This is a genomic window from Meiothermus rufus DSM 22234 (assembly GCF_000423425.1).
Taxonomy (GTDB): Bacteria; Deinococcota; Deinococci; order Deinococcales; family Thermaceae; genus Meiothermus; species Meiothermus rufus.
Map to the genome: position 1 here is coordinate 1 of NZ_AUHY01000069.1, position 6,615 is coordinate 6,615.

The following is a 6,615-nucleotide window of genomic DNA, read 5'->3' on the forward strand; positions in this document are numbered from 1 at the left end:
GAGCTGGTACGAGGCCAAGGCGTCCATTGTTCGCGAGGCAATACGAAGTTATCTCGCCCATCCCCTCCACATCCTTCAGCCAACTGCGTAAGTCCTAAGTTCTTGAACGACACCTCCAGAACGGGCCAGCGAGGGCTCGAGTGGGCAGCGTGGGTCTCCATAGACACATGTTCCCCGACTTGGGTTAAGCCAGTGTAAAGCCCCGATTGCCGGACTCAAGCTCGGGCGGAGCCTTCAAGACATGCGTCTCAGCTCGGACGCATTCTCGTCTTCACCGTGCGGCCCGTGTCCAAGAGGGGGGTCGTTCTGCAAGAACCGAGAAGCCCCGGACTTCCGGCCCTGGGGGGTCGTCACCCTAAGTCGCGCCACAGTGAGCCTGCAAAATGAGCATTTTGACAGACCCGCTATGGCGCTCCAATTCTTCTCCCGAGCATGCCTGCGAGGGTCGCTCAGGATGGCTTTTGACAAAGCCACCTCGAGCAACTTAAGGCTGGATCCCGACCGCCTGGAGCCAGGCCCTGAGCCTGGCCACGGAGAAACCGCTGAACGAAGCCGCCTGTCCGGCATACACCAAAGTGGGCACGCCGCGACGCCCGTTGTTGAGGGTCAATACCTCCTGCTCGGCTTCAGGGTGCTGGTCGATGTTGATCTCTCGGTAGGGAAGGTTGAAGGTAGCCAGCGCCTGTTTGAGGGCTTTGCAGTCCCCGCACCACGGGGTCGAGTAGAGGATCAGCACAGCCTACCCCGCCGGCTTTATGGCCTCGGCTATGGCCTGGATCAGTTCTTCCTTGCGCTCGTAGGAAGGTCGCAGGTAGACATGGGTCTCGTGTAGCCAGTCGTGAACGGCGGCGATTTCAGTGCCGTCGGGTAGTTTGAGGTGGGGGTAAGCCCCGTACTCCATGGTCATCCCGAAACGCTCGGCCACCGCTTCGAGGGCCTCCACCTTCTCCAGCGTCCAACGGGTGGCGAAAGGCAGCAGGAAGGCGGGCTTGCCGCAGGAGCCGCCAAGCCCAAGCATCTGGAAGCCGCCCACCAGGGGGGCGCTGTACTTGGCCTGGGAACGGGCCACGAAGGCCTGGCGGTCTTTGACCTTATCTTTGCTGGTCTTGAGGCCGGCCACGAACAGGCCGAGGGACTTGTCCTTCTCTTGGGTTATTTCGCTCATACTTCCTCCTGTCTTGGGAGACAAGTGCATCCCCGTACGAACAGAACACGCAATGATCCCCAGGTCTGGGTTTGAGCCACACGCGCTCGAGAGGCGCTAGCCGATGTCCGCAGGCATGGTAGATTTCTGCGCCGCATTGCAGGCAGCGGCACCGCCTAAGCAGGGACAGCCTGGGGGCTGGGCCGAGGCAGCGGGTTCTCGGCCTTCAGCGGGGGCTGGAAGCCGCGCAGGCGCAGGGCGTTGGAGAGCACGAACACCGAAGAGAGGCCCATCGCGGCACCGGCCAGCACCGGCGAGAGCAGCCAGCCGCCCAGGGGGTAGAGCACGCCCGCGGCCACCGGGATCAGCACGATGTTGTAGGCGAAGGCCCAGAAGAGGTTGAGCCGGATGTTCTTGAGGGTGGCCCTCGAGAGTGCGATGGCGTTGGGTACCCCGCGCAGGTCGCCCGAGATCAGAATCACGTCGGCGGTCTCGAGGGCGACGTCGGTCCCGGTGCCGATGGCGATGCCCACGTCAGCCTGGGCCAGGGCCGGGGCGTCGTTGATGCCGTCGCCCACGAAGGCCACTTTGTAGCCCTGGGCTTGAAGTTCTTTTACCGCGTCGGCCTTGCCCGCGGGCAAGACCTCGGCCAGCACCTCGTCGATGCCGAGCTGGCGGGCGATAGCCTGGGCGGTGCGTCGGTGGTCGCCGGTGATCATGGCCACCTTGAGACCTTGGCGGTGCAAGGCGGCGATGGCCTCGGGGGTTCCTTCCTTGATGGGGTCGGCCACGGCCAGGATGGCCGCCAGCTTCCCGTTAACGGCGGCGTAGAGGGGGGTCTTGCCCTCGTCGGCCAGCCGGGCCGCCTCGGCGCCGAGGGCCGACACGTCCAGCCCCAGCCGCGCCATGTAGCGGTCGGCGCCCACCTCCACCCGGTACATCCCCACCTGCCCACCCACCCCGTAGCCGGGAAGCGCCTCAAAGTCTACGGGCTCGCTCAGCTCTAAGCCCCGCCCCTGCGCGGCCTTGACGATGGCCTGTGCCACGGGGTGCTCCGAACTTTTCTCTAAGGAAGCTACCAAGCGCAGCAGCTCGGCTTCGTCGAAGCCCTCAAGGGCTTGCAAATCGGTGAGCTCCGGCTTGCCCTGGGTGAGGGTGCCGGTCTTGTCGAGGGCGATCACCTGGGCCTCCTGCAGGGTTTGCAGGGCCTCGCCCTTGCGGAAGAGCACCCCCATCTCGGCGGCCTTGCCGGTGCCCACCATCACGCTCACCGGGGTCGCCAGGCCCATCGCGCAAGGGCAGGCGATAATCAGTACCGCCACGGTGTTGACCAGCGCGAAGGTCAGGGCGTTTTCTCCGCCGAAGAGCAGCCACACCCCCGCGGTGAGCAGGGCGATGCCCAGCACGATGGGGGTAAACACCGCCACCACCCGGTCGGCCAGGTTCTGGATGGCGGGCTTAGAGCCCTGGGCCGCCTCGACCAGCTTGATGATCTGGGCCAGCACCGTACCCTCGCCCACGGCGGTAGCCTGGAAGGTAAAGGCCCCGTTTTGATTGAGGGTTCCCCCGATGACTTTGGCCCCCTCGGATTTGAGCACGGGGATGGGCTCGCCGGTGATCATGGATTCGTCCACGTAGCTCTGGCCCGAGACCACCACCCCATCCACCGGGATCTTCTCACCAGGGCGCACCGCAATCAGGTCGCCGGGCAGGACCTCGTCCACGGGGATTTCCCGCTCGGTGCTTCCCTCTACCACCCGGGCGGTCTTAGCCTGCAGCGAGAGCAGCCGCTGCATGGCCTCGGAGGTGCGGCCTTTGGCGAGGGCCTCGAGGTACTTGCCCAAGAGGATCAGCGTGATCACCACCCCCGCCGCCTCGAAGTAGACGTGGCGGGCCTGCGGGGGGAAGAGGCCGGGGAAGAGCACCACCGCCAGACTATAGAAGTAGGCTGCGCTGGTGCCGATCATCACCAGGCTGTTCATGTCGGGCGAGCCCGAGCGCAGGGCTTTCCAGCCGTGGCGGTAAAAGCGCAGGCCGGGGCCGAACTGCACCGGGGTCGCCAGGGCCAGCATCACCCAGGAGAGTGCGGCCATGACGCCGTGCCCGAAGGTGCGCATCAGCCATTCCTCGACAGGCGGGAAGAGCATGGGCAGCATGGCGATGAGGAAGAGCGGGAGGGCGAAGGCGGCGGCCAAGAGCACCGCGCGGCGCAGGTTGGCGATCTCCTTGGCGCGGGCTTCGCGCTCGAGGTCGGCGCGGTTCTGGCCCTTCCCCAACTCGAGCACGCCGTACCCGGCGTCGCGGATGGCCCGCTTGAACTGGGCCGGGCCGGTGCTGGCCGGGAGGTAGCGCACCGTGGCCCGCTCGGTGGCGAGGTTAACGCTCGCCTCGAGCACCCCGTCGAGCTTCTTCAAAGCGCGCTCGACCCGCCCCACGCAGGCCGCGCAGGTCATGCCCGTGACGCCCAGCTCGGCCTCGGCCACCACCGGGGTGTAGCCCACCTCCTGGATCTTCTCAATCAGGGCCTGTGGAGTGGTGGTAGCGGGGTCGTAGGCGACCGTAGCGCGTTCGGTTGCCAGGTTGACCGAGGCCGCCTCGACCCCCTCGACCTTCTTGAGCCCGCGCTCGACCCGGCCCGCGCAGGCCGCGCAGGTCATGCCCTGGACGCCGATTTGCAGTTCTTTCACATTGCCTCCCGACGCACCCCTCCTGGGGAGGGGATGGCTGAGAAAAGGTGGCCCGACGGGTTCATCGGGCCACGTGGGGCTAACGGTACTTCAGCACTTCCATCAGTTCTTCAACCAGCGTATCGGCGTCGCCGCGCTGGGCTGCGCTGGCCACGTGGTGCTCGAGGTGGCTCTTCAAGACCAGGTCACCCACCTTGTCCAAGGCGCCCTGCACGGCCTTGATCTGCTTAAGCACGTCCACACAGTAGGGCTCGCCCTCCAGCATCTTGAGGATGCCCTCGAGGTGCCCCTTGGCCGAAAGCAGCCGGTTGCGCGCCTCCTGCCGAACCTTGGGATCAAGGTGCAGGGTGTGCTCGGCGATGGGGTTCACATTCCCTCCCTCTGGATCACGGACGGACGGAGGCTGTATAGCCCTCTTCCTGCACCGCGTTGATGAGCCGGTCCACAGGAGCGTTGCCCTCGACGATGGCCCGGCCCTCCTGCAGGAAGACCTCCACCTTCTCCACGCCCGGCACACTCTTAAGGGCCTTCTCGACGCTCATCTTGCAGTGGCCGCAGCTCATGCCTTCGATTTTGAGTTCAATGCTCATCTTTCGCCTCCACCCCCTCCAGGGGAGGGGTACATTTCCAGCTTAGACTTCGCTGGAGATAAAGTCAACCCCACCCAGGGAGGGGTGGGGTTAGCGCGGCAGGTGGCTTCAAAGGGACTTTAGCCACTCCCGATACTGCTCGATCTCGCGGCGCTGCACGGCGATGACTTGCTGGGCGAACTTCTTGAGCTCAGGCTTGGTGGCCTTCTTCAGGGCCAGCTCGGACATGTCGATGGCGTCTTGGTGATGGGGGATCATCCCCTCTAAAAAAGCTCGGTCTACCGGCATGGCATGCCCCGGCATGGCTTGCATGCTCATCATGGCCGTGTCCATCATGGGCTTCATATCGCTTTTCATCATATCCATGTACATCCGGGAGGGCGCCACCCCGTACCAAGCTTTGAGCCAGGCCGTGAGCTGGCCAATCTCCTTGTTCTGCACGGCGATGATCTCCTGGGCTGCTTTGCGGATGCGGGCGTCCTTCGAGACCTTGAGCACGGCCTGGGCCATCTCCACCGCGCCCTTGTGGTGTTCGATCATCATCGACATGTAGGCGATGTCGAAATCCTTGCCGGTGAGCTTTTCCAGCACGGCCATGCTCTGCATGGCCATGCCCCCGTGTTGCGAGTGGTCGGTCTGGGCCAGGGCCAAGCCGAGCGCGAGTGTAAGTGCCAGGATTGTTCGCATCATCTTTCTACCTCTCCTGCACGATGGTGGCGGATTTGTGTTAAGCCCGTGTAAAGCGCTGCCGTGACCCCACCCCCAGCAGCAGGGCGTTCACCGTCACGATCACGGTGGAAGCGCTCATCAGCAGCGCTGCCCACTCCGGCCGCAACAGGATACCGTAGCTGTTGTAGAGCGCGCCCGCCGCGATGGGGATGGCCAGCACGTTGTAGATGGCCGCCCAGAAGAGGTTCTGCTTGATCTTCCCGCGTACCTTGCGGGCCAGTTGAATGGCCTTGGCGACATCGGCGGGGTCATTCCTTACCAGCACCACGTCGGCGGTCTCTACGGCCACGTCGGTGCCGGCCCCGATAGCGATGCCTACGTCGGCCTCGGCCAGGGCGGGGGCGTCGTTGACCCCGTCGCCGACCATGGCCACCTTGCGCCCCTGGGCCTGGAGCTCTTTCACCTTAGCCGCTTTGTCCTCGGGTAAGACCTCGGCGATTACCGTGTCTATGCCCAGCTGGCGGGCCACGGCCTCGGCGGTGCGGCGGTTGTCGCCGGTGAGCATCACGGTCTGGATACCCATGCGGTGCAGCGCCTGCACCGCCTTGCGGGCGGACTCGCGGATCACGTCGGCCACCGCGACCACTCCTGCGGGCTGACCGTCCACCGCCACGTACATGGCGGTCTTGCCCTCGGCGGCCAGCCGGGACACCCGTTCTTCCAGCCCGCCCACCTCGACGCCTTCCCGCTTCATGAGCCTCCGGTTGCCGATGAGCACCCTGCGCCCTTTAACCTGGGCCACCACGCCGTATCCGGGGACCGAATCGAAGCTTTCGGGTGGGTGCGGCTCGAGGCCTTTTTCCTGGGCCGCCCGCACGATGGAGCGGGCCAGGGGGTGCTGCGAGGGCTGGTCGGCGGAGGCAGCGAGGGCCAGCAGCTCTTCGGGGGTGAAGGGGGTGAAGGGCTCGAGGTCGGTTACCGCGGGCTTGCCCTCGGTGAGGGTGCCGGTCTTATCGAAGACCACCGTGTCGATGGCGGCGGTGGCCTCGAGCGCGCTCGCGTTCTTGAACAGTACGCCCTCCCGGGCCGCCACCCCCACCCCCACCGTGATCGCGGTCGGCGTCGCCAGGGCCAGCGCGTCGGGACAGGCGATCACGATGGCCGATACTGCGACGGTGAGGGCGAAGGTAAGCCCCTGCCCTCCCAGGAAGTACCAGAAGAGGAAGGTCAGCACGCCCGAGCCCAGCGCGACGAAAACCAGGTACTTCCCGGCCAGGTCGGCCAGGCGCTGCGCCGGGGCTTTGGAAGCCTGAGCGTTTTGCACCATCTGCACGATGCGCGCAAGGGCCGTATCGGCCCCCACGGCGGTGGCCCGGAAGGTGAAAGCCCCGTTTTGATTGAGGGTTCCCCCGATGACTTTGGCCCCCTCGGATTTGAGCACGGGGATGGGCTCGCCGGTGATCATGGATTCGTCCACGTAGCTCTGGCCCGAGACCACCACCCCATCCACCGGGATCTTCTCACC

Annotated in this window: 7 protein-coding genes; all 7 read right to left on the bottom strand. The window is 65.4% G+C overall.

The annotated features are described in order from the left end of the window. Positions 1–484: 484 nt before the first annotated feature. Positions 485–736: a glutaredoxin family protein gene (locus G552_RS0111560; RefSeq protein WP_027883184.1), complete on the bottom strand. Its 252-nt coding sequence runs from the start codon at positions 734–736 to the stop codon at positions 485–487. 3 nt (positions 737–739) lie between these two features. Further along, complete coding sequence (locus G552_RS0111565; RefSeq protein ID WP_027883185.1) at positions 740–1,165, bottom strand: hypothetical protein; 426 nt, start codon at positions 1,163–1,165, stop codon at positions 740–742. A 155-nt stretch (positions 1,166–1,320) separates the two neighbouring features. Further along, positions 1,321–3,831 carry a heavy metal translocating P-type ATPase gene (locus tag G552_RS0111570; RefSeq protein WP_084640433.1) on the bottom strand — a complete coding sequence of 837 codons (2,511 nt, stop codon included), beginning with the start codon at positions 3,829–3,831 and terminating at the stop codon, positions 1,321–1,323. Positions 3,832–3,910: 79 nt separating this feature from the next. Then, positions 3,911–4,201 (bottom strand): metal-sensitive transcriptional regulator, encoded by a 291-nt coding sequence (locus G552_RS0111575; RefSeq protein ID WP_027883187.1) that lies wholly within the window; start codon positions 4,199–4,201, stop codon positions 3,911–3,913. Between the two features lie 16 nt (positions 4,202–4,217). Next, positions 4,218–4,421: a CopZ family metallochaperone gene (locus G552_RS0111580; protein WP_013156683.1), complete on the bottom strand. Its 204-nt coding sequence runs from the start codon at positions 4,419–4,421 to the stop codon at positions 4,218–4,220. Between the two features lie 108 nt (positions 4,422–4,529). Further along, positions 4,530–5,111 carry a DUF305 domain-containing protein gene (locus tag G552_RS0111585; RefSeq protein ID WP_245575189.1) on the bottom strand — a complete coding sequence of 194 codons (582 nt, stop codon included), beginning with the start codon at positions 5,109–5,111 and terminating at the stop codon, positions 4,530–4,532. Positions 5,112–5,148: 37 nt separating this feature from the next. Then, the coding region (locus G552_RS17095) for a copper-translocating P-type ATPase (protein WP_425411442.1) at positions 5,149–6,615 on the bottom strand (1,467 nt) is incomplete at its 5' end.